Annotated in this window: 19 protein-coding genes; 6 read left to right on the plus strand and 13 right to left on the minus strand. The window is 67.2% G+C overall.

From position 1 onward, the window contains the following. Window positions 1–2 precede the first annotated feature (2 nt). Window positions 3–284 carry a hypothetical protein gene (locus LK539_RS04080; protein WP_227799622.1) on the minus strand — a complete coding sequence of 94 codons (282 nt, stop codon included), beginning with the start codon at window positions 282–284 and terminating at the stop codon, window positions 3–5. Between the two features lie 9 nt (window positions 285–293). After that, window positions 294–1196, minus strand: coding sequence for a LysR family transcriptional regulator (locus LK539_RS04085; protein ID WP_227799623.1), 903 nt, complete (start codon window positions 1194–1196; stop codon window positions 294–296). 112 nt (window positions 1197–1308) lie between these two features. Between LK539_RS04085 and LK539_RS04090 the strand changes: the two genes are divergently transcribed. Together LK539_RS04090 and LK539_RS04095 are read left to right on the plus strand one after the other, a co-directional pair. Further along, window positions 1309–2544 (plus strand): MFS transporter, encoded by a 1236-nt coding sequence (locus LK539_RS04090; protein ID WP_227799624.1) that lies wholly within the window; start codon window positions 1309–1311, stop codon window positions 2542–2544. Window positions 2545–2629: 85 nt separating this feature from the next. Continuing rightward, window positions 2630–3241 (plus strand): hypothetical protein, encoded by a 612-nt coding sequence (locus tag LK539_RS04095; protein WP_227799625.1) that lies wholly within the window; start codon window positions 2630–2632, stop codon window positions 3239–3241. A 1-nt stretch (window position 3242) separates the two neighbouring features. On the opposite strand, the gene LK539_RS04100 is transcribed toward LK539_RS04095, so the two are convergent. The 6 genes from LK539_RS04100 to LK539_RS04125 all read right to left on the minus strand — a co-directional run bounded on the left by LK539_RS04100 (window position 3243) and on the right by LK539_RS04125 (window position 11694). After that, complete coding sequence (locus tag LK539_RS04100; protein WP_227799626.1) at window positions 3243–3896, minus strand: ATP-binding cassette domain-containing protein; 654 nt, start codon at window positions 3894–3896, stop codon at window positions 3243–3245. After that, on the minus strand, window positions 3893–4594 hold the full coding sequence (locus LK539_RS04105) for an ABC transporter permease (RefSeq protein ID WP_227799627.1): 702 nt from the start codon (window positions 4592–4594) through the stop codon (window positions 3893–3895). The genes LK539_RS04100 and LK539_RS04105 overlap by 4 nt, the downstream gene beginning before the upstream one ends. A 1-nt stretch (window position 4595) precedes the next feature. Then, window positions 4596–5465 carry a formate dehydrogenase accessory sulfurtransferase FdhD gene (locus LK539_RS04110; RefSeq protein ID WP_227799628.1) on the minus strand — a complete coding sequence of 290 codons (870 nt, stop codon included), beginning with the start codon at window positions 5463–5465 and terminating at the stop codon, window positions 4596–4598. Next, a complete protein-coding gene (fdhF, locus tag LK539_RS04115; protein ID WP_227799629.1) occupies window positions 5462–8263 on the minus strand; it encodes a formate dehydrogenase subunit alpha in 2802 nt (933 codons plus the stop codon). Before fdhF ends, LK539_RS04110 begins: the two co-directional genes overlap by 4 nt. Then, window positions 8260–9963, minus strand: a complete 1704-nt coding sequence (locus LK539_RS04120; RefSeq protein WP_227799630.1) for an NAD(P)H-dependent oxidoreductase subunit E — start codon at window positions 9961–9963, stop codon at window positions 8260–8262. The genes fdhF and LK539_RS04120 overlap by 4 nt, the downstream gene beginning before the upstream one ends. Window positions 9964–10053: 90 nt before the next feature. Beyond that, complete coding sequence (locus LK539_RS04125; protein ID WP_227799631.1) at window positions 10054–11694, minus strand: OFA family MFS transporter; 1641 nt, start codon at window positions 11692–11694, stop codon at window positions 10054–10056. A gap of 123 nt (window positions 11695–11817) precedes the next feature. Here LK539_RS04125 and LK539_RS04130 point away from each other — a divergent pair, with 123 nt between their 5' ends. Continuing rightward, on the plus strand, window positions 11818–12894 hold the full coding sequence (locus tag LK539_RS04130; RefSeq protein WP_227799632.1) for a substrate-binding domain-containing protein: 1077 nt from the start codon (window positions 11818–11820) through the stop codon (window positions 12892–12894). A gap of 68 nt (window positions 12895–12962) precedes the next feature. Here LK539_RS04130 and LK539_RS04135 read toward each other — a convergent pair whose 3' ends face one another. Further along, entirely contained in the window at window positions 12963–14162 is a 1200-nt protein-coding gene (locus LK539_RS04135; protein WP_227799633.1) for a transposase, read from the minus strand. Window positions 14163–14245: 83 nt separating this feature from the next. Between LK539_RS04135 and LK539_RS04140 the strand changes: the two genes are divergently transcribed. Continuing rightward, complete coding sequence (locus LK539_RS04140) at window positions 14246–15652, plus strand: class I adenylate-forming enzyme family protein (RefSeq protein ID WP_227799634.1); 1407 nt, start codon at window positions 14246–14248, stop codon at window positions 15650–15652. A 126-nt stretch (window positions 15653–15778) separates the two neighbouring features. Here the strand turns inward: LK539_RS04140 and LK539_RS04145 are convergent, their stop codons facing one another. Continuing rightward, window positions 15779–16036, minus strand: a complete 258-nt coding sequence (locus LK539_RS04145; RefSeq protein ID WP_227799635.1) for a hypothetical protein — start codon at window positions 16034–16036, stop codon at window positions 15779–15781. A 215-nt stretch (window positions 16037–16251) separates the two neighbouring features. On the opposite strand from LK539_RS04145, the gene rfbD reads away from it, so the two are divergent. Continuing rightward, window positions 16252–18516 (plus strand): dTDP-4-dehydrorhamnose reductase, encoded by a 2265-nt coding sequence (rfbD, locus tag LK539_RS04150; RefSeq protein WP_227799636.1) that lies wholly within the window; start codon window positions 16252–16254, stop codon window positions 18514–18516. 123 nt (window positions 18517–18639) lie between these two features. Here the strand turns inward: rfbD and msbA are convergent, their stop codons facing one another. After that, window positions 18640–20367, minus strand: coding sequence for a lipid A export permease/ATP-binding protein MsbA (gene msbA / locus LK539_RS04155; protein ID WP_227799637.1), 1728 nt, complete (start codon window positions 20365–20367; stop codon window positions 18640–18642). Then, complete coding sequence (locus LK539_RS04160) at window positions 20357–21598, minus strand: O-antigen ligase (RefSeq protein WP_227799638.1); 1242 nt, start codon at window positions 21596–21598, stop codon at window positions 20357–20359. The genes msbA and LK539_RS04160 overlap by 11 nt, the downstream gene beginning before the upstream one ends. A 92-nt stretch (window positions 21599–21690) precedes the next feature. Here LK539_RS04160 and LK539_RS04165 point away from each other — a divergent pair, with 92 nt between their 5' ends. Continuing rightward, on the plus strand, window positions 21691–22518 hold the full coding sequence (locus LK539_RS04165) for a glycosyltransferase family 2 protein (protein ID WP_227799639.1): 828 nt from the start codon (window positions 21691–21693) through the stop codon (window positions 22516–22518). A gap of 105 nt (window positions 22519–22623) precedes the next feature. On the opposite strand, the gene dnaE is transcribed toward LK539_RS04165, so the two are convergent. Further along, a complete protein-coding gene (dnaE, locus tag LK539_RS04170) occupies window positions 22624–26121 on the minus strand; it encodes a DNA polymerase III subunit alpha (RefSeq protein ID WP_227799640.1) in 3498 nt (1165 codons plus the stop codon). Between the last annotated feature and the right edge of the window lie 90 nt (window positions 26122–26211).

Genomic DNA, 26211 nt, shown 5'->3' on the forward strand with positions numbered 1-26211 from the left:
TCTCAGTTCCGGGACTTCAACTCGTCAAAGCTCACTACGTCACCGTTGTCCAAGGTCCATCGCAGGCTCTCCACTGGCACCCCGGCGCGTTGGCTTGCATAGATGAGGGTACCGATCCCTTTGAAGTGCTCAGTCGGTTTCGATCCGATGACCAGAACGAAGTTCGGATCTTGTTCCAGGGCCAGTTCCAATGCATTGGCGATCTCGTCCTTCCCGACAAGCGTGTGCCCGTCGAGCAGAATGGTTTCGTCACCCAGGATAACTGCCGTCAATTGATTGTCCATAGTCCCATCTTAATGTGAAACAGGCAGCGCCGCACAGGTATCCAGCACCAGGCCGCGCAGCCAGCGATGCGCCGCGTCGCCATCCATGCGTGGATGCCACAGCATTGACACCGTGATCCCCGCAACCTCCACCGGCAGCGCGAAGCTGTGCATGCCATCGCGCAGGATGCCGGTCTGGCGTTCCGGCACGGTCGCCACCAGATCGGTGGCGCGCGCCAGCGTCAGCGCTGCCGCGAAGCTGCCCGTCGCCGTGACGATCCTGCGCTCGGCGCCGATGGCCCGCAGCGCCTCGTCCACCGGGGCGCCGGCAGCGCGCCGCGACACGTTCACGTGCCCGGCCGCGAGATAGCGCGCCAGCGTCATGCGGCCGCGTGCCAGCGGGTGGCCCTTGCGCACCACGCCGACGAAGCGGTCCGGGAACAGGGCGCGGGTGCGCAGCTCCGGACTGGTGGTGCTGGTGACGACGCCGGTTTCCAGGTCAACCGTCCCGTCGCGCAGCAGCGCACCTTCGCGGTCGGTCTTTTGCACGAAGTGCAGGCGCACGCCCGGCGCTTCACTAGCTACCCTGGCCAGCAGCGCGGCGCCGACGTTCTCGACGAAGCCTTCGCGCGTGCGCAGCGTAAAGGTGCGCACCAGCTTTGACAGGTCGAGGGCGTCGGCGGGACGCAGCGCGGCCTGAGCTTCCTCGACCAGGCGGTGCACCGGTTCGCGCAGTTCGAGCGCGCGCGGCGTCGGCACCAGGCCACGGCCGGCGCGTACCAGCAGCGGGTCACCGGTGGTTTCGCGCAGGCGCGCCAGGGCGCGGCTCATGGCCGAGGCGCTCAGGCCGAGGCGGCGCGCAGCGCCCGCGACGCTGCCTTCGGTCAGCACCGCGTCGAGCGTGATCAGCAAGTTGAAGTCCGGGTGGTCCATCGGCCAATTCTAATACATGGCGTCGCGTGCAGGTATTGATTGCAACCCATGCATCTTCCGCCATACATTGCGGCGGCGTAAGGTTAAGGACTAACGCCAACAGGAGTCCTCAATGCCCGCCCTACAATCCCTTCCCCGCCATACGCGCCAGGCCCTGGCCGCCCTGTGCCTGTGCACCCTGCTGCCGGCGCTCGGCACCAGCATCGCCAACGTTGGCCTGCCGGTGTTGGTGCGCGATTTTGGCGCCCCGTATGCCCAGGTGCAGTGGGTGGTGCTGGCCTACCTCGCCGCCACGACCGGCATGGCCGTGGTGGCGGGACGCCTTGGTGACCGCTACGGGCGGCGGCGCCTGCTGCTGGGCGGGATCGCGCTGTTCGGCGTGGCCTCGCTGGCCTGCGGCTTCGCTTCCTCGCTTCCTGTGCTGGTCGCGGCGCGTGCGCTGCAGGGGTGCGGCGCGGCGGCGATGATGGCGCTGGCCCTGCCCTTCGTGGGCGAAGCGATGCCGGAAGGGCGCGCCGGGGCGGCGATGGGCTGGCTGGGCACCATGTCCGGCGCCGGCACCGCGCTCGGCCCGACCCTGGGCGGCATCCTGCTTGCCTGGGGCGGCTGGCCGGCACTGTTCCTGGCCCTGGCGCCGCTCGCTATGCTGGCGTTCGGCATCGCCTGGCGCTGGCTGCCCACCGGCCAGGGAATGCGTGCGCGAGCGCCACAGGCGCAGGGCGACCCGCTGCCCTGGGGCGGCCTGGGCGCCGGCCTGCTGGTGGCCAGCGTCGTGATGACCACGCTGGTGGTCGGTCCCTTCTACCTGTCCGGCGGCCTCGGGCTGGGCAGCGCCGCCGTCGGGCTGGCGATGTCCTGCGGTCCGCTGGCGGCGATGCTGGCCGGCGTGCCGGCGGGCCGCGCGGTGGACCGCTTCGGCGCGCGGCCATCCATGCTCGCCGGCCTGGCCAGCATGGCGGCCGGCTGCGCCCTGCTCGCCCTGCTGCCCCGTGGTAGCGGCATTGCCGGCTACGTTCTGCCGCTGGCAGTCTGCACGGGCGGCTATGCGCTGTTCCAGGCCGCGAACAACACGGCGCTCATGGCGACCTGCGCGCCGGAGCGGCGCGGCGCCCTGTCAGGCATGATCGGCGTGGCGCGCAACCTGGGCCTGATGGCGGGCGCGTCGCTGATGGGCATGCTGTTCGCACGCACCGCGGGCCTGGATGGCGGTACAGCGCCGGTGACGATCGCCGCGGCCATGCGCACGAGCTTCGGCGCTGCCCTTGTCCTGGTACTGGCGGCGTGGGCGCTGACGATGCGCACGTCGGCCCCGCTGCCGCAGACGAGCACGACTGACCGGGCCTCATGAAGGGCTTACCCTTCCTTCAATTTCCTGTATACAATATTCTGATGTGTGGCCGTATGCCGCCGCAAACAGTCAGGGAGAAGAAGGGATGCATGAACAACTCGCGGACCTGCCGGCCCACACGCCCGGTTTCAAGGATACGCTGAAGGCTGCCGTCCAGAAGCGCAACGGGCAGTTGGCCGAGTACTTCGACCACTGGTCCGCCGCCGGGGCCGCCGCCAACGCGATCCGGCAGCTGACTGGGACGTCGGAGACCGGTATCGGCCCCGCGCTTGCCACCCTGGCCGGCATCGAGGCCTGCCTGGACCGGGTGCACGGCTGCTACACGGAACTGGGCTGGATCCCCCGCCACAACGGCGACTTCGACGGCGACAGCTTCCTGCGCATGGTCCTCGAGCGCAACATCGCCAACAGCAAGATCCGCGCGCTGGGCGAGCTCCCGGAAGAATTTCACGACGAGTTCCGCCACCTGTTCGATGGCGGCAGCCCTGCCCTGCGCAACTCGGACAGCATTCGCGAGGAGCTCGACGCCCTGCGCGCCGACCTGGACGCCCTGCTCGGACGCACGGACGACTTTTCGCTGTTCATGGACACCCCGCCGCAAGAGGCCTCGCCGCGCCTGCAGGCCCTGCGCGCCGATCTCGACATGCTGTGGGAAGGCTTCCGCGCCGCCGCAGGCGCCGCCGCCCGCCAGTTCTGAATCAGCGAAGCTCGAGCCGCCCGTCGCGCAGCTTGAGGCGCTGAATGCCGGGCAGCCCGATCAGGTCGCGGTCGTGGCAGGCCATCACAACGCTGCCGCCGCGATCGAGCAAGGTGGGAATCAGGGCGATCACCTGCTCGCGCGCCGGTCCGTCCAGGTTGGCGGTCGGCTCGTCCAGCAGCAGCAGGCGCGGTTGCAGCACGCGGGCGCGCGCCAGCGCCACGCGCTGCTTCTCGCCGCCCGACAGGCGAGACGGATCGGTATCGCGCAGGTGCGCCACGCCGGCCCATTCCATGGCTTCCTCGACCACTGGCGCAACCGCGCGCCGGTTCTCGCCGCGCGCCAGCAGGCCGTAGGCGATGTTGTGGGCGACGCTGGTCGAGAACAGGATCGGGTGCTGGTGCACGAAGCCGATGGCGCGCCGCAGCGATTGCGGATACGGGTACAGCGGCACGCCGCGCCCCTCGAACTCCACGGTGCAGGCCTCGCAGCGTTCCAGGCCCGCCAGCATGCGCAGCAGGGTCGACTTCCCTGCCCCGTTCACGCCGGTCAGCACATAGGCGCTGGCGGCCGAGATATCCAGCCGCTCGATCTCGAACAGCAGGCGCTCGCCGTGGCGCTTGCGCATCCCCTGCACGCTGAGCAAGGGCTTCACCAGCGGCCTCCCGCCGTGTGGGCTTCGCCCTGCAGCAGCACCAGCGCGCCATTCATCAGGAGCGCCAGCGACACCAGCACGATGCCCAGCGCGATCCCCTGCGCGAACTCGCCCTTGCTGGTCTCCAGCGCGATGGCGGTGGTGATGGTGCGCGTCTGTCCTTCGATGTTCCCGCCCACCATCAGCGCGCAGCCGACTTCCGAAATCACCCGGCCGAAGCCGCTGATGACGGCCGCCATCACCCCGTAGCGCGCCTCGTGCAGAACGGTCCACATCACGCGCCAGCGCGAGGCGCCGAGCGAGACGGCGGTTTCGGCGTAGCGCGGGTCGGCCGCCTGCACCGCGGCCAGCGTAAAGGCGAGCAGCACGGGCAGCCCGATCACCATCTGGCCCAGGATCACGCCCTGCTGCGAGAACAGCCATTCGAGTTCGCCCAGCGGACCACGGCGCGACAGCAGCAGGTAGAGCAGCAGGCCGATCAGGACCGTGGGCAGCGACAGCGCGGCCTGGGCCAGCCAGATGGCCAGGCGCCGTCCCGGGAAGCGGTGCATGGCGATGGCGTAGCCGAGCAGGATCGCGGGCGGGGCCGCCAGCAGCAGGCCGAGCACGCTGGTCTTGAGCGAGACCCAGACGATGTGCCACAAGGCCGCGTCGCCGGAAAACAGCAGCGCGAATGCGTGCGCGGTGGCGTCCAGCACGTCAGGCCATCCGTGGGGCGTTCAGTGGTTCCAGCAGGTCGGGCTCGAACACCAGCCGCTCGTGCCCGGCCAGCAGCAGGAAGTGCTTGCCCGAGCAGCGCGCCAGCAGCGACATGCCGACTTTTTCCGCCACCATGTGGCCCATCTGAGTGGTGCCGGAACGCGACAGCAGGAAGGGAATGCCCATCTGCGCGCCCTTGATCACCATCTCCGAGGTCAGGCGCCCGGTGGTGTAGAACACCTTGTCGCCGCCCTCCAGGCCGTCCAGCCACATCAGGCCAGCGATGGCGTCCACCGCGTTGTGGCGGCCGACGTCTTCCACGAAATACAGCAGCTCGCCCGTGCGCGAGAACAGCGCGCAGCCGTGCACCGAGCCGGCCTGCTTGTACACCGACTGCTGGGTGCGAATCAGCTCGACGATGCGGTACACGACCGACTGCGGCAGGCGCGCATCCTTGGGCAGCACGATCTGGTCGACCTCGTCCATCAGGCCGCCGAACACCGAGCCCTGGCCGCAGCCGGTGGTCACGACCTTCTTCGCGGTGCGCTCCTCGACATCTAGAATGCCGTGGCGGGTGACGACCGCCACCGCGTCGACCGCCCAGTCGACCTGGATCGAGACAATGTCCTCGATCGAACGCACCAGGCGCTGGTTGCGCAGGTAACCCAGGGTCAGGGCCTCGGGCGCACCGCCCAGGGTCATCAGGGTGACGATCTCGCGCTTGTCGACGTAGACCGTGAGCGGGCGCTCGGCGGGGATCGCGATGGTGGACGCGCGGCCGCGCTCGTCCAGCGCGCCCACCTCGTGCGTGAGGGGCGCGCGCGCATCAGAGAGCGCCGGACGGTAGCGTGGCAGGTCGGGACAGTTCATGTTGCCGATTGTGCCATGCCTTTCAGGATTTGGCCGCCACCGTAGCTGCCCTGAGCGGCCACTTCGCCGCCCGGGCTCACCTTGATTGCGCAATACTTGAACTCCGGGATCTTGCCGAAGGGGTCAAGCGCCGCATTCGTCAGGCGGTTGATCGCCGCCTCGTAATAACAGAAGGGCACGAAGATCGCCCCCACCGGCGAGCTGTCGTCGGCGCGCGCGTACAGCACGACTTCGCCGCGGCGCGAGCTGATCGTGATGGCCTCGCCCGGCTTCACGCCCAGGCGCTCGAGGTCGAGCGGGTGTACCAGGGCCACCGGATCGGGCTCGATCGCATCCAGCACGGCGGCGCGCCGGGTCATGCTGCCGGTATGCCAGTGCTCGAGCTGGCGGCCGGTGATCAGGACCATCGGGTAGTCGGCATCGGGACGTTCGGCGGCCGGAATGATGTCGGCCGGGACGAAGCGCGCCCTGCCCCCTTCACGCGGGAACAGTTCGGTGAACACCACCGGCTGGCCGGTGTCGCCTTCGTTCATGCAGGGGTAGACCACCGCGCCGTTGCGCTCCAGCCGCTCCCAGGTGATGCCGCCGATGCTGGGCATCATGTGGCGCATCTCGTCGAACACCTCGGCCACGCTGCCGTAGTGCCAGTCCAGGCCGAGGCGCTGGGCCATCTGCTGGATGATCCACAAGTCCTGCTTCGCTTCGCCCGGCGGGTCGATCGCCTGGCGGCCCAGCTGCACCAGGCGGTCGGTATTGGTGAAGGTGCCGGTCTTCTCCGGGAAGCTCGATGCCGGCAGGATCACGTCGGCCAGGTAGGCGGTCTCGGTCAGGAAGATGTCCTGCACCACCAGGTGCTCCAATGCGGCCAGGGCGGCGCGCGCGTGGTTGGCGTCCGGGTCGGACATGGCCGGGTTCTCGCCCATGATGTACATGCCGCGCACCTGGCCGGCGTCGATCGCGTCCATGATCTCGACCACGGTCAGGCCGGGTTTCGGATCCAGGGTCGCCCCCCAGGCCTTTTCAAAGCGCGCGCGCGCGGCCGGGTTGTCGACGCGCTGGTAGTCCGGCAGCATCATCGGGATCAGGCCGGCGTCCGAGGCGCCCTGCACATTGTTCTGGCCACGCAGCGGATGCAGGCCGGTGCCGGGGCGGCCGATCTGGCCCGTCATCAGGGACAGCGCGATCAGGCAGCGCGCATTGTCGGTACCGTGCACGTGCTGCGACACGCCCATGCCCCACAGGATCATCGATCCTTTCGAGGTGGCATACAGGCGCGCCACGTAACGGATCGTTTCGGCGTCGATGCCGCAGATCGGCGCCATCGCTTCCGGACTGTACTCGGCCACGTTGGCCTGCAGCTCGGCATAGCCGATGGTGCGGCTGGCGATGAAGTCCCGGTCGACCAGGCCCTCGGTGACGATCACGTGCATCATCGCGTTGAGCAGGGCCACGTCGGTGTCGGGCTTGAACTGCAGGTAGCGATGCGCGTGGCGCGCCAGGTCGGAGCGGCGCGGATCGAGCACGACCAGCCTGGTGCCCGTCTTCACCGCATTCTTGATCCAGGTGGCGGCCACGGGGTGGTTGACGGTCGGGTTGGCGCCGATGACGATCACCACGTCGGCCCGGGTCACGTCCATCACCGGATTCGAGACCGCGCCCGAGCCGATGCCTTCCAGCAGGGCCGAAACCGAGGAGGCGTGGCACAGGCGGGTGCAATGGTCGACGTTGTTGGTGCCGAAGCCGGTGCGCACCAGTTTCTGGAACAGGTAGGCTTCCTCGTTGCTGCCCTTGGCCGAGCCGAAGCCGGCAAGCGCCGCGCCGCCGTGCTGGGCGCGGATCTGCGCCAGCCTGCCGCCGGCCAGGGCCAGCGCCTCTTCCCAGCTGGCCTCGCGGAACACTTCATGCACACGGTCGGGGTCCATCGTGAAATCGCCGCTCTTGGGCACGCCCTCGCGGCGGATCAGCGGCCTGGTGAGGCGGTGCGGGTGATGCGCGTAGTCGAAGCCGTAGCGGCCTTTCACGCACAGGCGGCCCAGGTTGGCCGGCCCCTGACGCCCCTCGACGTAGAGGATCCTGTTGTCCTTGACGTTGTAGGTCAGCTGGCAGCCCACGCCGCAATACGGGCAGACCGAATCGACCTGCTTGTCGGGGATGTTCAGGGCCACTTCGCGCGCCGGCATCAGGGCGCCGGTCGGGCAGGCCTGCACGCACTCACCGCAGGCCACGCAGGTGGAGTTCCCCATCGGGTCGTCCTGGTCGAACACGATCTTGCTGTCCTGGCCGCGGAAGGCCAGGCCGATCACGTCGTTGACCTGCTCGTCGCGGCAGGCGCGCACGCAGCGCGTGCACTGGATGCAGGCGTCCAGGTTGACGGTGATCGCGGCGTGGCTGCGGTCCGGCGGCGGCTGGCGCCGGGTCGGCACGAAGCGCGGCTTGCCCACGCCGAGCTTTTCCGCCCACAGGTCGACTTCGTTCCTGCGGGTGTACTCTGCCTCGGGCATATCGGCCTGGAGCAGTTCCAGCACCATTTTCTGGGCCGCCAGGGCGCGCGGGCTGTCGGTCGTGACCTTCATGCCGGCCGAGGGAGTGCGGCAGCAGGACGGCGCCAGCACGCGCTCGCCATCGATCTCGACCATGCAGGAGCGGCAGTTGCCGACAGCCTCCATGCCTTCCTTGTAGCACAGGCGCGGCACCTCGATGCCTTCGCGCGCGGCGACCTCGATCAGGGTCTCGTGCGGCAGCGCCTGGACGCTGCGGCCGTTGAGTTCAATGGTGACGGTTGGGGTGGGCGCGTTCATGATTGGCTCAGCTCGTGCGGGAAGTATTTGATGACGCAATCGAAGGGGTTCGGCGCCGCCTGGCCCAGGCCGCAGATCGAGGCGTCGCGCATCACCTGCGACAGCTCGCCCAGCAGGCCCGTGTCCCACTGCGGCTGGTGGATCAGGTCGAGCGCCTTGGCGGTGCCGTTGCGGCAGGGCGTGCACTGGCCGCAGGATTCGTCCTTGAAGAAGGCGAGGGTATTGCGCGCGGCCGCGACGGCGCTGTCCTGGTGCGACAGCACCACCACTGCGGCCGAGCCGATGAAGCAGCCGTAGGGCTGCAGGGTGTCGAAGTCGAGCGGGATGTCGCCCAGCGAAGCAGGCAGGATGCCGCCCGAGGCGCCGCCCGGCAGATAGGCGTAGAAGCGGTGGCCGTCCTGCATGCCGCCGCAATATTCCTCGATGAGTTCCGTGATCGTGATGCCGGCGGGCGCCAGCTTCACGCCCGGCTCGCGCACCCGGCCCGAGACCGAGAACGAACGCAGGCCGCGCCGGCCGTTGCGCCCATGCCCCGCGAACCAGTCGGCGCCGCGTTCGAGGATCTCGCGCACCCAATGGAGCGACTCGAAATTGTGTTCCAGCGTCGGACGGCCGAACAGGCCGACCTGGGCCACGTAGGGCGGACGCAGGCGCGGCATGCCGCGCTTGCCTTCGATCGATTCGATCATCGCGGACTCTTCGCCGCAGATATAGGCGCCGGCCCCGCGGCGGAGAATGATCGGCGGCATGCCCGCCACCGGCGGATCGGCGCGCAGCTTGTCCAGCTCGGCCTCCAGCATGGCGCGGCAGCCGTGGTATTCGTCGCGCAGGTAGATGTAGATGGCCTCGATACCGACCGCCCAGGCGGCGATCAGGGCGCCTTCCAGGAAACGGTGCGGGTCGCGCTCGAGGTAGACGCGGTCCTTGAAGGTGCCCGGCTCCCCTTCGTCGATGTTGATGGCCATCAGGCGCGGCCCCTGCTCGGCGCGCACGATGCGCCACTTGCGCCCGAGCGGGAAGCCGGCGCCGCCCAGGCCGCGCAGGCCCGAGGCTTCCAGCGTCCCGATCACCTGTTCGACATCGTGCTCGCCGGCCACGCAGGCGCGCAAGAGCGCGTAGCCTCCGGCCGCGCAGTAAGCCGCGTAATCGGCGTAGTCGCCGACGGGCTCGAACGTTTCGCCGGCGCTGACCTTGGCCAGCACCTTCTCGGCGCTGGCCTGGGGCACGGCGCGCTGGCCCACCACCGCCACCGGCGCTTGCTCGCAGCGGCCGACGCAGGGCGCTTCAAGCACCCGCACTTCACGCCCCAGCAATGCCGGCAGCCTGCCCAGCAGGTCGCGCGCACCGGCCATCTCGCAGGACAGGCCGGCGCAGACGCGCACCGTCAGCGCCGCCGGCACTTCCTCGCCCTCCTTCACCAGGTCGAAATGGTGGTAGAAGCTGGCGACCTCGTAGACCTCGGCCTGGGCCAGGCGCATCTCCTGTGCCAGCGCGGCCAGGTGGCGGCTGGCCAGGCAGCCGAAACGGTCCTGGATCTTGTGCAGGTGCTCGATGAGCAGGTCGCGCTGGCGCGACGCTTCGCCCAGCAAGGCCTGGACCTCGGCCAGCGCCTGCGGGTCGACGCGGCGGCCCTTGGGCGCTTCGCGCTTGCGCTGGCGGCTGGCACCGGCGACGGCGATGGGAATGATGGGATGGTTCATGATGGCGATGGTCCGTGATGAAACGAGGTGCGGATATTCACATGATAGTGGAACGCGCGGCCGGCTCAAGCGGCCGCGCGCCGGGGCGGCTTACTTGAACAGCACCGCCGCTTTCTGCAGCGTGACCCAGATCCCGAACAGCAGCGGAATCCCCACCGAAGCCCAGGCGAACGCGGTCACGGCCGGGTTGACGGTCGCGACGGCGCCAGTGCCGCCGCTGCGGGTACCGCTCGCGGCGGCGACGTCGCGCTCCTGCGCCAGCTTCTTCTCGGCCGCCAGCTCGGCCTCGGTCATGAAGTACTTGTCGTCCAGCGGCTTGATCATCGCGTTGAGCACGATGCCCACCACCACCAGGCCGGCCAGCACGTACATGGTGACGTCGTAGGCCTGCGCCTTCGGCACGCCGTGCTCGATCTGGTACTCGCGGATGTAGTTGATCAGGAGCGGGCCGAGCACGCCGGCGGCGGCCCAGGCCGTGAGCAGGCGGCCGTGGATCGCGCCCACCATCTGGGTGCCGAACAGGTCGGCCAGGTAGGCCGGCACGGTGGCGAAGCCGCCGCCGTACATCGACAGGATGATGCAGATGAAGGCGACGAACAGTGCCAGCTGGCCGTTGTGCGCCATCGACGGGATCGACGCGTACAGGATGAAGCCGAGGATCAGGAACACGAAATAGGTCGCTTTGCGGCCGATGTAGTCCGAGCACGAGGCCCAGGCGAAACGGCCGCCGATGTTGAACAGCGAGAGCAGGCCGGTGAAACCGGCCGCGATCGCGGCGATCTGGCCCTTCTGCGCGGCGTCCAGGTCGTTGAAGCCGGCGTCGACGCCGATCAGGCGGCCGCCGAACACTTCCTGCAGCAGGGGCGAGGCCATGCCGAGGATGCCGATGCCGGCCGAGACGTTCAGGAACAGCACGCCCCAGATCAGCCAGAACTGGGGAATACCCCAGACCCGGCTGGCGTGCACATGGCGCGTCGTGACCATGGTGCTGCTGGACTTGGCCGGCGGGGTCCAGCCTTCCGGCTTCCAGCCGGAAGCGGGCACGCGGTAGGTCAGCGCGCCGGCCACCATGAACACGAAGTAGATCGCGGCCAGGGCCAGGAAGGTTTCCCAGACGCCAACCGAGGTCGGGGTGGCGAAGTACTTCATCAAACGGTCGGCCAGCGGCGCGCCGATCATGGCGCCGCCGCCGAAGCCCATGATCGCCATGCCGGTCGCCATGCCGCGGCGGTCGGGGAACCACTTGATCAGGGTCGACACTGGCGAGATATAGCCCAGGCCCAGGCCGATGCCGCCGATCACGCCGGAGCCGAGCCACATCAGCCAGATCTGGTGGGTGTAGATGCCCAGCGCCGAGATCACGAGGCCGCCGCACCAGCAGACCGCCGATACCAGGCCTGCCTTGCGCGGACCCGCGTGCTCGAGCCAGCCGCCGAACAGCCAGGCGGCCAGGCCCAGGAAGACGAAGAACAGCGTGTACATCCAGCCCAGCATCGAGATCTTCCAGTCGCAGGTGGTCGACATGATCTGCGCCATCAGTCCCATGTCGGCCGGGCAGCTGATCGATTCGGTGATGCCGAGCGCTTTCGACAGCGGCAGCCAGAACACCGAGAAGCCGTAGGCCATGCCGATGCACAGGTGGATCGCGAGCGCTGCCGGCGGCACCAGCCAGCGGTTGAAACCGGGCCCTGCGATGGTGTGTTCCTTGTCCAGAAAACTGAATACAGCCATGTCCCCTCCTTGTTTTTAGAACTGTTTAAATATGCTTAAAAAAGCATATTATTTCGTCAATTTTATTATTTTGAGCGAGAGTAACATGATGCTTTTAGCCAAGAAATAGGCTATTTTCAGCATATGCTCAACATCCACATCCGCCCGCACTGGGAGATCAGCCTGAAGGGCGGACGCCCGCTCGACACCGCCGACCTGCTCGGCCTGCTGCTGTCGATCCAGGATACCGGCTCGATCGCCCAGGCCGCGAAGTCGGTCGGACTGTCCTATCGCTACGCCTGGGGCCTGCTGCGCGCGGCCGAGGAGCTGTTCGGCCAGCAGCTGCTGCAGACCGGGCGCGGACGCGGCACCGGCCTCACGCCGCTGGCGCAAAAGCTGGTGTGGGCCGACCGCCGCATCGCCGCGCGCCTGTCGCCCACCCTGCAAAGCCTGGCCTCGGAACTGGAGGTGGAGCTGGCGCGCGTCACTGGCGCCGCGCTGCGTCCGCTGCGCCTGGACGCCAGCCACGGCTTCGCGGTGGCCGCTTTGATGAGTTGCATCGATCGCGACGCGCTGCCCGTCGATTCGCGCTACCGTACCAGCACCGACGCCGTGACGGCGCTGGCGCGGCGCGAATGCGACCTGGCCGGTTTCCACGTGCCGAGCGGGCGCTTCCAGGCGCAGACGGCCAGCTGGTACCTGCGCTGGCTGGACCCGGCCCAGCATTGCCTGGTGCGCGTGGCCGGCCGCGAACAGGGCCTGATCACGGCGCGCGGCAATCCGCTCGGCCTGCGCGCGCTGGCCGACCTGGCGCGCCCCGGCGTGCGCTTCGTGAACCGCCAGGCCGGTTCCGGCACCCGCATGCTGCTCGAGATGATGCTGGCCGCCGACGGCCCGCCGCCTGACGCGATCCAGGGTTTCAACAGCGCCGAGTTCACCCACTCCGCGGTGGCGGCCTATATCGCCAGCGGCATGGCCGACGCCGGCGTCGGCATGCGCGCGGCGGCCGCCCAGTTCAAGCTCGACTTCACGCTGCTGCTGAAGGAAACCTACTATTTCGCGGTGCGCCAGGATGCGCTCGAGGAACCGGCCATGCGCCAGCTGCTCGAGCTGATGCGCACGCCGTCCTACCACGCGATGGTGGACGCCCTGCCCGGTTACGACGCCCGGGGCACCGGCGACATCGTGACGATCCGCGAGGCCTTCGAACTGGGCGCCTGAAACGCGCCACTTGCAGCTGCGGGCGCGCAGCGGTATAAAGCAGGCCGTTCCTCCAAACTTACGCAAAGTTATGCAGAGCAGGCTTTGCCGTTGGATTCCTGCTTCACCGGGGCCGGTTTCGCCTTGTACTCACGCCCAAGGCCAGCGCCTTCCCCTCCACAGGCAGAGACGGTGGAACTTACCGCCATGTTCTTCAGGTTAATGGCCGCATTGATGTCGCGGTCGTGTTGCGTCTTGCAACCTGGGCAGGTCCATTGCCGTGTTCCCAAACCGAGCGCTTCGTGCTTGTAGCCGCAGCAAGAGCACAGGCGACTGCTCGCGAACCACCTATCGGCGACGACCAGGTGCCCACCCCGCCATGCCGACTTGTACTCGAGTTGGCGACGCAGTTCGTAAAAACCCATGTCGGCGATGGCGCGCGCCAGGCGGGAATTGGCCATCATGCCTTTCACGTTAAGATCTTCGATACCGATCGTGTGAAAGCGCCGCGCGATGCTGGTGCTGAGTTGATGCAGGCTGTCACGGCGGATGTTGGCGATCCGCTCATGCAGTCTGGCCAGCTTCAGCCTGGCCCTGGCCTGATTGCGCGAGCCCTTGACCTTGCGCGACAGCGCCCGAGACAGGCGGCGCAGGCGCCCCAGCAGGAAGCGCAGCGCCTTCGGTCCCGCCCGCTTCTCCCCGGTCGACAAGGTGGCCAACGCCGCGATGCCCAAGTCCACCCCCACCGCGCCTTGGTTCTCGGCAGGCGACAAGGATGGGTGCTCTGTATCGACGGTGATGCTGGCGTACCAGTGGCCGGCGGTGCGGGAGATGGTGGCCGCGATGATCCGGCCCGCGAAACGCAGGGCTTCGCGCATGCGCACCCACCCCAGCCGGGGAATCCGGAGCTTCTTGCCCTCGAGGCGGAATTGGTCGTTGGTCAAGCTGAAACGGTCGTGCCGGCCCTTCTTTCGGAAGGCCGGGTAGCGCGCCCGCCGTTCGAAGAAATTCTTGAAAGCCTCACCCAGCTGCATGATCGCCATCTGCGGGGCGTTCTTGGTCACCTCGAGCATCCAGGGGAATTTTTCACGCTTGATGGCATTGAGCTGGCGGCGCAGGGCCGCTTCGCTCGGCTTCGGCAACGCCTGGTCGAGCTTGCCAGCTTCGTACTGCCGCTTCCACTCGGCCAGCGCCCAGTTGTAGGCGAACCGGGCCACACCAGCGGCGCGCGCCAGGTAGGTCGCCTGCATGTTGCTCGGGGCGAGCCGAATGCGGTGCGCTACGAGCATGGGTTCCTAGTGGTAGCCGCGGTCGTCATACTAAATGAGACCGTGTAGAGTTAAACAAGTTCTGGGCGAACTGCTAAAACCCTATGATCGATCCCTCTTCCCTGCCGCCGCGTATCAGCGACGTCGTCCGCGCGGGCGCCGCGCGCACTCCCACCGCACCGGCCCTGGTCGACAACGCGCGCGCCTGGTCCTACGGGGAGCTGCAATGCGACGTCGAACGCCAGGCACGACAGCTACGCGAGCTGGGCGTGCGCGGCGGCGACCGCGTCATGATCATCAGCGAAAACTGCGCCGCCCAGGTCGCGCTGCTGTTCGCCATCGCGCGCCTGGACGCCTGGAGCGTCAACGTCAATGCGCGCCTGAGCCAGGGCGAGCTGGCCGCGATCCGCGCGCACTGCACGCCGCGCCGGGTGCTCACCATTACGGAGCATGGCGAGGTGGTTGCAGGCCCGCTCGATCCGGACACCGTGCCGGAACCGGTGCGGCGCGATGCGGGCCAGGTCGCCGCACTGGTCTACACCACCGGCACCACCGGCCAGCCCAAGGGCGTGATGCTGACCCACGCGAACCTGCTGTTCGTGGCCGCCACGTCGAGCACCTTGCGCGGCCTGCAGCCATCCGACGTGGCATGCGGCGTGCTGCCGATCACCCACGTCTACGGCTTCAGCTCGGTCATGCTCGGCACCCTGTATGCGGGCGCCTGCCTGCACCTGATGCCGCGTTTTTCCGCCGAGGCGCTGCTGGAACAGATCCGCTCGAACGTCCTGACGATCGTGCAGGGCGTGCCGGCCATGTATGCGCGCCTGCTGGCCCTGGCAGGCAGCGAGCCGGTCCCGTCTCGGCTGCGCTTCTGCTATGTCGGCGGTTCGCCGCTCGACCCGGTGCTCAAGCGCGAGGTGGAGCGCGTGTTCGGGCTGCCCCTGCACAACGGCTACGGGCTCACCGAGAGCGGCCCGACCGTGTCCCAGACGCGCCTGGACGCGCCGCGCGCCGATACCTCGGTGGGCCACCCGATTCCGGGCGTCGAGGTGCGCATCGTCGAGGGGACGGGCGAATTGTGGGTACGCGGACCGAACGTGATGGCGGGTTACTACCGGGATCCAGAGCAGACCCGCGCCGCACTGCGGCCGGGCGGCTGGCTCGCCACCGGCGACGTCGCGACCATGGGGCCGGACGGCGCGCTGTTCATCGCCGGCCGGCTGAAGGAACTCATCATCCGCTCCGGCTTCAATGTCTATCCGCTGGAAGTCGAGACGGCGCTCAACAGCCATCCTGCGGTGCTGCAGTCGGCGGTGGTGGGGCGGCCGGCGGGCGCTGGAGAAGAGGAAGTGGTGGCCTACGTGGAGCGTACCGGCGACATCGATGCGGCGGCGCTGCGGGACTGGCTGCAGACTCGCCTGGCGCCCTACAAGCGGCCCTCGCGCATCGTGTTCATGGACGCCCTGCCTGCCGCGCCGAGCGGCAAGGTGCTCAAGAGTAGACTCCCGTAGGGTGGGCGGCTTGACCGCCCACGCGGTGATAGTTTGCAGCAAGATCATCCGGCACGAAAACGGAGCCGATAGCGATCACCGCGTGGGGTGATCTGGTCCGGGGGACCAGATCACGACCCACCCACCCTACCGGCGCCGCTTCTTCCAGTTGTACTCCGGCCCCGTCACGTCCACGCCCGGATGGCCCACCAGGTCCGGGTGCTCGGACGACATAGTGATGAAGCGTATGCCCTCCCCTTCGCGCTGGCGCTTGCGCAGCTCTTCCATGTACTGCATTGCCGCCACCATATCGGTCGTCTCGAACAGCTTCTCGTGCGGCGTGCATTTGTCGGCTTCGACGATCGTCCAGTACACCATGTACATCATGTCCTCCTGTTTGGCCACATTGTCGCCGCTTCGCCGGGTGCACGGCGCACCGGTAAACATGGTTTGATGCCGATAGAAATTTCCAGATAGCAGAAGTTAGCCCCAGAAAAGCGGAACATGCTTACAAAAAGTAGGACTTGTCCGAAAAAGCCTTTTTATGTGTGCCATTTCACACAACCCATCGCAGTGGCCAATTAGGCTGGAGCCTGTCTTCACAAATAGCGGGTCAGAACATGAACACTGAGATGGTTAACCAGCCGAACCGAAGCCCGGAGCTTGAACTCTGGGGTGGACTCGAATGCACCGTAAACCGTGTGCGCGACAATTACTTCAGCCAGATGGACCGTAATGGTCACGCTGAGCGCCTGCAGGACATCGATCGTTTCGCCTCGCTCGGCATCAAGGCTATCCGTTACCCGGTGCTGTGGGAACGCACTGCTCCCGATGGCATCGAGTCCGCCGACTGGTCGTGGTCGGACGAGCGCCTCCCCGCCCTGCAGCAGCTGGGCGTCACGCCGATCGTCGGCCTCCTGCACCATGGCAGCGGTCCACGCGACACCAGCCTGGTCGATCCAGCCTTCCCCGAAAAGCTCGCCGAGTACGCCGGCGCGGTAGCCCGTCGCTACCCCTGGGCCGAGTACTACACCCCGGTCAACGAACCCTTGACCACGGCGCGCTTTTCCGGTCTGGCAGGCGTGTGGTACCCGCACGGCAGCGACGAAGCGACCTTTATCCGCGCCCTGATCAACGAATGCCGCGCCACCGTGCTGGCAATGCGGGCGATCCGCGAAGTCAATCCGGATGCCAAGCTGGTCGCCACCGACGACCTGTCGAAGACCTATGGCACCCCGGAGATGCAGGAAGTGGTCAGCTTCTTCAACGACCGCCGCTGGCTCGGCTGGGACCTGATGTGCGGGAAAGTCGACCAGAACCACGCGCTGTGGGGCTACCTGCTGGAGTCGAACGCTACCGAGGAAGAACTGCTCTGGTTCCGCGACAATCCCTGCCCGCCCGATATCATCGGCGTCAACTACTACGCCACCAGCGAGCGCTGGCTCGACCATCGTCCCGAGCGCTATCCGGAGAACCGGCGCCACGTCTATCGCGGCATCCCGCACGCCGACATCGAGACGCCGCGCGCACTGGCCACGCCGACGCCGGGCATCGCGCCGCTGCTGATGGAAACCTGGGAGCGCTACGGCCTGCCGATCGCCATCACCGAAGCGCACATCGACGCCAACCGTGAAGACCAGATGCGCTGGCTGCTCGAGATCTGGAATGCGGCGCGCAGCGCCCGCCAGCAGGGCGCCGACGTGCGCGCCGTGACGGTCTGGGCCCTGCTCGGCTCCTACGACTGGAACTGCCTGGTCACCGAATGCCGCGGCTACTACGAGCCGGGGCCGTTCGACGTGCGCGGCGGCGAACCGCGTCCGACCGCGGTGGCCACCCTGATGCGCGAACTGTCGACCGGCCGCCCGCTGACCAATCCGGTGCTGCAGGGCGAAGGCTGGTGGCGCCGTCCGGACCGCTTCCTGTGCAAGCCGGTTGCCACCCCGTCCGCTGTTGCAGACCTGGCGATCCGCAGCCAGTTCAAGTCGAACGTGGTGCAGCCGATCCTGATCACGGGCGCTACCGGCACCCTGGGCTCGGCCTATGCCCGTCTCTGCAAGAAGCGCAACCTGGCCTACCACGTGCTGACGCGCCAGGAGATGGACATCACCGATCCCGCATCGGTGGAAGCGGCGATCCAGCGCTACAAGCCATGGGCGATCATCAACGCCGGCGGTTACGTGCGCGTGGACGAGGCCGAGGGCGACGAGGAACGCTGCATGCGCGAAAACACGCTGGGACCGACGGTGCTGGCGCTGGCCTGCATCCGCCACCAGCTGCGCTTCATGACCTTCTCCACCGACCTGGTATTCGACGGCACCAAGGGCGCCCCGTATGTCGAGTCGGACGCCATGAATCCGCTCGGCGTGTACGGCCGCAGCAAGATGGAAGCCGAGCAGCGCGTGCTGGACGCCGACCCGCAGGCCCTGGTGATCCGCACCAGCGCCTTCTTCGGCCCCTGGGACCGCCACAACTTCGTGACCCAGGCGCTCAATGCGCTGGAAGCCGGCCTGCCCTTCCAGGCAGCGGGCGACATGACCGTCTCGCCGACCTACGTGCCGGATCTGGTCAACGTCTCGCTCGACCTGCTGATCGACCGCGAACGCGGCGTCTGGCACCTGACCAATGCGCAAGCCGTGAGCTGGGCCGACCTGGCCAAGCAGGCCTGCGAAGCGGCAGGGGTGGATGCGTCAAGGCTGGAAGTGGTCTCGTCCGAGGCCTGCGGCCAGGTGGCGCGCCGGCCGGAATACAGTGCGCTGTCGAGCGAACGGGCGATGATGCTGCCGTCGCTGGACGATGCGCTGCGCCGGTATGTGGAGGCGGTGCAGGACCGGGCGCATGGGCGGGATGCGGAGGTGCCGGGGGAAGCGGCGCATTACGCCAGCTGACCCGCCTGCGGTCGGATGTTCGTAGGGTGGGCAGGTTTCCTGCCCACGCGTTCAACTACTGCCAGCACGGCCGCGACATATCAAGCCGCAGCGATCACCGCGTGGGCGGCTAAGCCGCCCACCCTACGCCTCATCCGCGGCCACGAACTGCAATCGATACAAATTCGCATACGTCCCATTCGCATCCAGCAGCTCCGCATGCGTCCCCTGCTCGACGATGCGCCCCTGTTCCATCACGACGATCCGGTCGGCCCGCTCGATGGTCGACAGCCGGTGCGCGATCACGATCGTGGTGCGGCCGGCCATCAGGGTTTCCAGCGCCGCCTGCACGGCGCGCTCCGATTCGTTGTCGAGCGCGGAAGTCGCTTCGTCCAGGATCAAAATCGGCGCGTCCTTGTAGATCGCACGGGCGATCGCCACGCGCTGGCGCTGGCCGCCCGACAGGCGCATGCCGTTCTCGCCGATGCGGGTCTCGACGCCGTTTTCCAGCTTGGCCACCACATCCGTCAGGTGGGCCGCCTTCACGGCCGCCGCCAGGCGCTCGTAGTCGATGTTCTCCACGCCGTAGGCAATGTTGGCGGCCAGCGTGTCGTCGAACAGCACCACGTTCTGGCTCACCATCGCCAGCTGGGCGCGCAGGCTGGCGAGCTTGATGTCCTGGTAGGGCACGCCGTCCAGCAGCAGGCGCCCCGCTTCCGGATCGTAGAAGCGCGTCACCAGGTTCACGAAGGTCGACTTGCCGCCGCCCGAAATGCCGACCAGCGCCACCGTCTGGCCCGGCTGCACGTCGAGCGTGACGTCGCGCAGCGCCGGGTTGGCGGCGTTCGGATAGCGGAAGCTGACGTTCTCCAGGCGCACGTGGCCCCGGGCGCGGCCAAGCTCGCGCGTGCCGGTGTCGGATTCGGCCGGCGAATCGATCATGGTGAACACTGTCTCGGCTGCGATCATCCCGCGCTGCATCGGGCCGTTGACCTCGGCCAGCGACTTGAGGGGCGTGAGCAGCATCAGCATGTAGGTCACGAACTGCACGAATTCGCCCTGGCTCAGGTTGGCCTGGATGGCCAGCACGATCACCAGCGACAGGGCCATCGCGGTGGCGATCTGGGTCACCGGAGTGGTAGCGGCAAAGGCCACCGTCATGCGCTGCGAGAAGCCGCGCAGGGCTTCGCTGCGGGCGTGGAAGCGTGCGCGCTCGTAGCGCTCGCCCGAGAACACGCGGATCACCTGGTGGCCGCGCGTGGCTTCCTCGACCACCTGGGTCATCTCCGCCGTCACGCGCTGGTTCTCGCGGTTCAGGCGGCGCAGGCGTCCGGTGGTGGTGCGCACGATCACGGCGGTGAGCGGAACGACGATCACCGCCACCAGGGTCAGCTTCCAGTTCATCCAGAGCAGCGCGCCGAGCAGGCCGACCACCACCAGGGTGTCGCGCACGCAGGCCACGAACACCGACTGCAGCATGTCCACCACCTGGCGCACGTCGGCCACCACGGTGTTGATGATCTTGCCCGTCGACTCTTCCTGGAAGCGCGCCACGGGCAGCTGCAGCACGCGGTCGAACACCATCGCGCGCAGGTCGTTGAGCACGCGGCTGATGACCCAGTTGTTGAAGTAGGCGGTCGAGAAGGTACCGACGCCGCGCAGCACGAAGATCCCGACCAGGATGCCGGGGATCCACCACAGGCTGAACGGCACCTTTTCCTCGAAGCCGAGGTCGATCAGGAGCTTGAGCGCCCAGCCCAGCAGCGGCTGGGTGGCGGCGGTGAGCGCCATCGAGAGCAGCGCCAGCCAGGCGCGCCCCTGGTAGGGCCGGACGACGGCCAGCAGGCGTTTGACGACGATTTTATTGTCCACGCTTATTTTCCACGCTATTTTCCAATTCTTTCGCAGTCAAACAGAAGCCCATGAGCAGGGCCACCATGAGCACGTAGAACATGCTGCCTTTCAGGGACCAGAAGATGACTTCGGTGAGCCCGAAGCCGAAGTAACTGAGCACCACCAGCATCCCGGCCAGGGCCGGTGCGAACTGGGGGGAGGATTGCGAGCGGCCCTGGCCCGCCGCGCGCGCGAAGAAGGCGAAGGGCGCACCGAGGATGCCGAGGTAGGCCAGCAGGCCGAATATGCCGCCACTGGCCTGGGCCTGCAGCAGGTCGTTGTGCAGGTGCTCGAAGGGCAGCACCACGTCCTGGATCGCACCCTGCTCCGCCAGCTTGCGCAGCTCGGCGCGCACGCTCAAGGGATCAAGGCCGAATACCGGGTTCTCCGCGATGATCGTGCGCGCACCCTTCCACAACTCGAGGCGGATGCCGACGTTCGACAGCGCGCTGCCGCCATCGAGCCAGGTCTGCACGTCGTGCACGCCCTGCCCGACCCGCTCCTGGACCCCGAAGGCGGGAATGAAGAAGGTCGAGGCGAACAGCGCGAAGCTGCCGATCAGGAGCAGGCGCACGCGCCGGCTGCGCAGCAGGCGCGCATAGGTGAGGAACAGGATGGCCGCCAGCACCAGCGCGATCCAGCCGCCGCGGGTGCCGCTCAGGAGCGTGCTCGCGAGTCCGGCCAGCGCACCGAGCGCCGGCAGGATGGCCTTGCGGGTGCTGTGGCGGAAGTCGATGGCGGCGGCCAGCGCCACCAGCGCCAGGCACAGCGCGATGTCGCCGAAGGTGATCGGATTGAGGAAGCCGCCCGGCCGGTAGATCTCGAGCACGAGCTTCTGGTAGCCGATGAAAGGCAGCGCGGCGATACTGCCCGCGATCACGCCCCACCACAGGCTGGCCCGCGGGGGCCGCGCCAGCACCACCAGCAGCATAGCCGAGAGGCCCAGGAACATGCGCGACGGCTTGTCGAGGTAGCCCCAGCTGGCTTCGGGGCGCAGCAACACGCTGGCCAGCGCCAGCAGGAAGTAGAAGGCGAATGCCATCACGACCCAGCGGATCTCGAGCCAGTGCGGCTTGATGGCGGCCCACGCCCGGCGCGGCACGCACAGCAGGGCGAGCACGAACACCAGGCTGGAAAAGCCGATACCGGACGGGGTGATAAGGCTGAGGAAAGGGAACAGGAAAACCAGGAAGCCGATCCAACGCTGCATCGGCACTCCGATTTTCGTCGGATTATTGTTCATTCATGTTCTTGTGGGATATTCTTGCCAACCTTGCGCGCGCTTTTTTTCATCGGAACTTCATGCACCACGCCCCGACCATCTCTGTCGTGATCACCACCTACAACCGCCCGGATGCCCTGGCAGCAGTGGTGGAAGCCTGTTTCATGCAGGATGACAAGAATTTTGAAATCATTATCGCTGATGACGGCTCGACTGCCAACACGCGGGACACCATCGTCGCCCTCGCCGCGCGCTCGCCAGTGCCTTTGAAACACGTGTGGCAGCCGGACGAAGGCTTCCGCGCCGCCATGGCGCGCAACCGCGGCACGCTGGCGGCAACCGGCAACTATATCATCTTCCTGGACGGCGACTGCGTGCCGCAGCGCGACTTCATCCGGCGGCACCGGGCGCTGGCACGGCCAGGCTTCCTCGTTTCCGGCAGCCGCATCCTCCTGAGCCAGGCGCTGACGGAGCGCGTCCTGCGCGAGCACATCGACGTCGCCGACCTGGGTTTCGCCGAACGCCTGCGCTACCGCCTGCGCGGCGACATGAACAAGGTGCTGCAGACGATGCTGCGCTGGCCCGATGTCGGCCGCGTGCGGCGCAAGTTCAGCTGGCGCCGCATCAAGAGCTGCAACCTGGCCGTGTGGCGTTCGGACCTGGAGAAGGTCAATGGCTTCGACGAGAGTTTTGTGGGCTGGGGACATGAGGATTCGGACCTGGTGGTGCGCCTGTTCCATGCCGGCGTGCTGAGGAAGGACGGCGCCATGGCGACCGAGGTGCTGCACCTGTGGCACCGGGAGGCCAAGCGCGACGAAGAATCGAGCAACCGGAAGGTGGTGCTGCAAAGGGCGGAGGACAAGACCACGCAAGCGGTGCGCGGACTACGCGAGCATTGCAGTGCGTAGCGTGGGCGGCTTCGCCGCCCACGCGGTCAGCCAGCTTTAAGGCAGACGCGCGGGCGGAATTACCGTAATTTGACCGCGTGGGCGGCGGAGCCGCCCACCCTACAATCAATACTCGACTGCGACGTCTTTGGCGCCTAGCGTCAGCTCCAGCTGCTGCTTGAGCGTATCCGACGGCGCCACCCGCCAGTCGTCGCCCAGCTGCAGGATCGCTTCCACGCCCTGCGGCTTGATACGCAGACTGACCGGCAGCCCGTCCTGCTGGCGGTAGGGCTGCAGCACCTCGGCCAGCTTGGCCGGGTTCAGATCGCAGCCCACGTCCATTTCCAGCTTGAAGCCGTACTGGATGCGCGCCGCGGCGATGTCGAAGACCTTTTCGGCCGTGATGCGCAGGCCGCCGTTGAAGCGGTCTTCGGATACCTTGCCGACCACCAGCAGGAATTCGTCTTCCTTGAAGATGTTCTTGTTCGCTTCCAGGAGCTCGCTGTAGATCGTCACTTCGACCACGCCGGTCTTGTCGTCCAGCGCCACGATCAGGATCTTGCCGCGCTGGGTCATCTGGGTGCGCACGCCGGTGATCACGCCGCACAGCATGCGCGGGTCGCGCGACGGCTCCAGGTCTTTCAGCTTGGTCTTGGCGAAGCGCCGCACCTCGGCCGCATACGAGTCGAACATGTGGCCCGACAGGTAGTAGCCGAGCGCGATCTTCTCTTCGGCCAGCTTCTGGCGGTCGGTCCAGGGCGTCGCTTTCACGTATTCCGGCGGCGCCACCAGGTCGGAATCGTCACCGCCGAACAGGCTGACCTGGTTGGCGGCGGCGGCGGCCTGGCCGGCCGCTTCCATCGCGAAGCCGACGGAAGCGAGCAGCACGGCGCGGTCGACGCCGAATGCGTCCATGGCGCCGGCGCGGATCAGCGACTCGATGGTGCGGCGGTTGATCTGCTTGCGGTCCACCCGCATGCAGAAGTCGAACAGGTCCTTGAACTTGCCGCCGCTGGTCCGGGCGGCGATGATCGCCTCGATCGCGCCCTGCCCCGCACCCTTCACGCCGCCCAGGCCGTAGCGGATGTTCGACACCTGCTTGCCGGTGACGGAACGGGGCTGGCCTTCCGGCGTGAAGCGGAAGTGGGATTCGTTGACGTCCGGCGGCAGGATGGTCAGCTTGCAGACATCGATCGCGTCCTCGACCAGGATCTTGATCTTCTCGGTGTCTTCCATCGCCAGCGACATGTTGGCTGCCATGAACGCGGCGGTGTGGTGCACCTTCAGGTAGGCGGTGTGGTAGGACAGCAGCGCATACGCGGCCGCGTGCGACTTGTTGAAGCCGTAGCCCGCGAACTTCTCCATCAGGTCGAAGATCTCGTCGGCCTTCTCGGTCGACAGGCCGTCTTTCGCCGCACCGGCGCGGAAGATCTCGCGGTGCTCGGCCATCTCTTCGGCCTTCTTCTTGCCCATCGCACGGCGCAGCATGTCCGCGCCGCCCAGCGAGTAGCCGCCGACGATCTGCGCCATCTGCATCACCTGCTCCTGGTAGACCATGATGCCGTAGGTCTCGGACAGGATCGACTCGGTACGCGGGTCCGGGTAGTCGAACTTCTCGCCGTGTTTTCGTTTGCAGAAGTCGGGGATCAGGTCCATCGGGCCCGGACGGTACAGCGCCACCAGCGCAATGATGTCCTCGAAGCGGTCAGGACGCGCGTCCTTCAGCATGCCCTGCATGCCGCGCGATTCAAGCTGGAAGATCGCGACGGTCTTGGCTTCGGACAGCAGTTTATAGGACGGCCGGTCGGTCAGCGGCAGAGTCTCGAGGTTGAAGTCGGCGTCCTGCGGGTCGAGCGCGCGGATGTAGTTCACCGCGCGGTCGAGAATGGTGAGCGTGGTCAGGCCCAGGAAGTCGAACTTCACCAGGCCCACGGCTTCGACGTCGTCCTTGTCGTACTGCGACACCACGCCGGCGTCGCCGCCCTGGGTGTACAACGGGCAGAAGTCGGTGAGCTTGCCCGGGGCGATCAGCACGCCGCCGGCGTGCATGCCGATGCCGCGCGTGATGCCTTCGACCTGCTGGGCGAGGTCGAGCAGCTGCTTGACCTCTTCCTCGTTCTCGAGGCGTTCCTTGAGCAGCGGCTCCTCTTCGATCGCCTCGGCGATCGAGACTGGTTTGCCCGGCTTGAACGGGATCAGCTTGGAGATGCCGTCGCAGAAGTTGTAGCCGAAATCGAGCACGCGGCCGACGTCGCGGATCGCGCCCTTTGCCGCCATGGTGCCGAAGGTGGCGATCTGCGAGACCGCGTCGCGGCCATACAAATCCTTCACGTGCTGGATCACCAGTTCGCGCTTTTCCTGGCAAAAGTCGATGTCGAAGTCGGGCATCGAGACGCGTTCCGGGTTCAGGAAGCGCTCGAACAGCAGGTTGTATTTCAGCGGATCGAGGTCGGTGATCTTCAACGCATACGCGACGAGCGAGCCCGCACCCGAACCACGGCCCGGGCCGATCGGCACGCCGTTGTTCTTGCCCCACTGGATGAACTCCGCCACGATCAGGAAGTAGCCCGGGAACTTCATCTTGATGATGGTCTGGTTCTCGAACTCGAGGCGCGCCTCGTAGCGCGGGCGCTCCTTCTCGCGCTGCTCCTCGTTCGGATACAGCTGCACCAGGCGCTCTTCCAGGCCCTTCTTGGTCTCCGCCACCAGGAAGTCGTCGATGCTCATGCCGTCCGGGGTCGGGAAGTCCGGCAGCTGCGGTTTGCCCAGCGTGAGGGTGACGTTGCAGCGCTTGGCGATTTCCACCGAGTTGGCGAGCGCGCCCGGCAGGTCGGCGAACAGCTCCGCCATCTCGGCCTGCGACTTGAAGCACATCTCTTCGTTGAAGCGGCGCACGCGCTTGGCGTTGGCCAGCATCTCGCCCTCGGCGATACAGGTACGCGCCTCGTGGGCGATGAATTCGTCCTTGTTCAGGAACTGCACCGGGTGGGTCGCCACCACCGGCAGCTTCAGTCGCGAAGCCAGCGCCACCGAGTGGCGCACGCCCTGCTCCTGGTTTGCTTGGCCCGCGCGCTGGATCTCGATGTAGAAGTGGCCCGGGAAGATGCGCGCCCAGCGTTCCGCCGCCCGTTCGGCGCGCTCGATGTCGCCCTGGTCGATGGCCTGGCCGACGTCGCCGAAACAGGCGCCCGACAGCACGATCAGCGCATTGGCCTGGTCCACGTCCGGCTCGAGCGTGGATGTCGAGGTGGCGAGCGCTTCCAGCCACTCGACGCGGATCTCGGCGCGGCCCTTGTACTGGTTGGTGAGCCAGGCTTTCGACAGCAGGTCGCACAGCTGCAGGTAGCCGGTGCGGTTCTTTGCCAGGATCAGGAGGCGCGACGGCTTGTCGCGGTTCTCGTCATTGGTGATCCAGGCATCGACCCCGACGATCGGCTTGATCCCCTTCCCGCGCGCCGCCTTGTAGAAACGCACCAGGCAGAACATGTTGGCCAGGTCGGTCACGGCCAGCGCCGGCTGCTGGTCCTTCGCCGCGGCTCCGACGATGTCGTCGATGCGCACGAGGCCATCGACGATCGAGTATTCGGAGTGGACGCGGAGGTGGGTGAAAGTCGGGGAAGTCATCCGGACATTTTACCGCGACCGGAGCGGGCATGGCATGCTGAACTTGCCAGTCGGCATGCCACCGTGGCGATTTCGCCAAGCTTCGCGCCA

Source organism: Massilia sp. IC2-476, from assembly GCF_020707295.1.
Lineage (GTDB): Bacteria > Pseudomonadota > Gammaproteobacteria > Burkholderiales > Burkholderiaceae_D > Telluria.

What these genes read in the sequence shown, in the direction of transcription:
- LK539_RS04080 (WP_227799622.1), bottom strand. Translation starts at nt 284, where the DNA reads ATGGACAATCAATTGACGGCAGTTATCCTGGGTGACGAAACCATTCTG.
- LK539_RS04085 (WP_227799623.1), bottom strand. Translation starts at nt 1,196, where the DNA reads ATGGACCACCCGGACTTCAACTTGCTGATCACGCTCGACGCGGTGCTG.
- LK539_RS04090 (WP_227799624.1), top strand. Translation starts at nt 1,309, where the DNA reads ATGCCCGCCCTACAATCCCTTCCCCGCCATACGCGCCAGGCCCTGGCC.
- LK539_RS04095 (WP_227799625.1), top strand. Translation starts at nt 2,630, where the DNA reads ATGCATGAACAACTCGCGGACCTGCCGGCCCACACGCCCGGTTTCAAG.
- LK539_RS04110 (WP_227799628.1), bottom strand. Translation starts at nt 5,465, where the DNA reads ATGAACTGTCCCGACCTGCCACGCTACCGTCCGGCGCTCTCTGATGCG.
- fdhF (WP_227799629.1), bottom strand. Translation starts at nt 8,263, where the DNA reads ATGAACGCGCCCACCCCAACCGTCACCATTGAACTCAACGGCCGCAGC.
- LK539_RS04120 (WP_227799630.1), bottom strand. Translation starts at nt 9,963, where the DNA reads ATGAACCATCCCATCATTCCCATCGCCGTCGCCGGTGCCAGCCGCCAG.
- LK539_RS04125 (WP_227799631.1), bottom strand. Translation starts at nt 11,694, where the DNA reads ATGGCTGTATTCAGTTTTCTGGACAAGGAACACACCATCGCAGGGCCC.
- LK539_RS04130 (WP_227799632.1), top strand. Translation starts at nt 11,818, where the DNA reads ATGCTCAACATCCACATCCGCCCGCACTGGGAGATCAGCCTGAAGGGC.
- LK539_RS04135 (WP_227799633.1), bottom strand. Translation starts at nt 14,162, where the DNA reads ATGCTCGTAGCGCACCGCATTCGGCTCGCCCCGAGCAACATGCAGGCG.
- LK539_RS04140 (WP_227799634.1), top strand. Translation starts at nt 14,246, where the DNA reads ATGATCGATCCCTCTTCCCTGCCGCCGCGTATCAGCGACGTCGTCCGC.
- rfbD (WP_227799636.1), top strand. Translation starts at nt 16,252, where the DNA reads ATGAACACTGAGATGGTTAACCAGCCGAACCGAAGCCCGGAGCTTGAA.
- LK539_RS04160 (WP_227799638.1), bottom strand. Translation starts at nt 21,598, where the DNA reads ATGCAGCGTTGGATCGGCTTCCTGGTTTTCCTGTTCCCTTTCCTCAGC.
- LK539_RS04165 (WP_227799639.1), top strand. Translation starts at nt 21,691, where the DNA reads ATGCACCACGCCCCGACCATCTCTGTCGTGATCACCACCTACAACCGC.
- dnaE (WP_227799640.1), bottom strand. Translation starts at nt 26,121, where the DNA reads ATGACTTCCCCGACTTTCACCCACCTCCGCGTCCACTCCGAATACTCG.